Source organism: Psychrobacter sp. H7-1 (genome assembly GCF_904846585.1).
Taxonomy (GTDB): domain Bacteria; phylum Pseudomonadota; class Gammaproteobacteria; order Pseudomonadales; family Moraxellaceae; genus Psychrobacter; species Psychrobacter raelei.
On sequence record NZ_CAJHBH010000103.1, the window covers coordinates 1 to 977 of the forward strand.

Sequence of the window (977 nt, forward strand, 5' to 3'; positions counted from 1 at the left end):
ATACCAAACCCAACAATTAAAGTTGCGCCCAAGCACGAGCAGTTAACGACCGAATTCTTTGTGGCTGTTTAAGCAAATTATTCCAAGCCAAGCAAGTGGCATCGACAATAGCCTCATAACTGTCATAACAACGATTAGATAGCTCATTTTGCTTAAGGTACTGCCATACTCTCTCAGAGGGATTGAGCTCAGGTGAATAAGGCGGTAGTTTAAGCATAGTGACATTAGCCTGATTCAAGCTTGGTTGATGCCATAATGCGCCATCCATCACCACCACCGCATGACGTCCTTTTGGAACGGCTTTACTAATCTCTTGCATATGCAATAACATAGTATGTTTATTCACTGAAGGCAGTACTAAGCCGACCGCCTTCTTTGTCGCTGGACAAAAGGCACCAAACAGATAAGCGGAATGAAACTGTTGCTGCTTGATCAGTCGAGGTCGCCCACCGCGGTAATGCCAAACTCTGGTCAATGAGCCTTGTTGTCCTATTCGAGTTTCATCTTGAAACCAGATGTCCACTTGATCTAAGCTCACATCAGTGGGCAGTGATGCCTTAACCTGTGCTATAAAGTTTTTTTAAAAGCGTCTTGAGCTTGTATGTCGGCTTTTGGATGCTGACTACGAGCACTTATCCAACTCATACCAATACGCTTGAGTAGCTCGTAGATACCGTTAACGGTGTAGTGAGCGTTGTAGTGTTCTTTAGCCAATTGCTGAATGTCTTTGCCGGTTAGACGACCGCCAGCTCGCTTTTCTTGTTCAGAGACTATCATGGCTTTAAAAGCGGCTATGTCTGCTTCTGCCAATTTGCTGTGACGACCTCGACGATGACGATCGTAGATACTCTCAAGTCCTCGTTCATGATATCGCTTCAATGTACGTCTGGCAGTTTCAGGATGTATGCAGAGGTCTTTGGCAATATCTTTAGTGGCTTTGCCCATACTGTATTGGTATAAGATGAGCAGGCGTAGTC

General features: G+C 44.9%; 2 protein-coding genes. Both read right to left on the minus strand.

The annotated features are described in order from the left end of the window. Nucleotides 1–16: 16 nt before the first annotated feature. On the minus strand, nt 17–538 hold the full coding sequence (locus JMX92_RS13355; protein WP_201541241.1) for an IS630 family transposase: 522 nt from the start codon (nt 536–538) through the stop codon (nt 17–19). 29 nt (nt 539–567) lie between these two features. Further along, nucleotides 568–977, minus strand: a 410-nt coding sequence (locus tag JMX92_RS13360; protein ID WP_201546158.1) for a winged helix-turn-helix domain-containing protein, incomplete at its 5' end; no start/stop codon positions are given.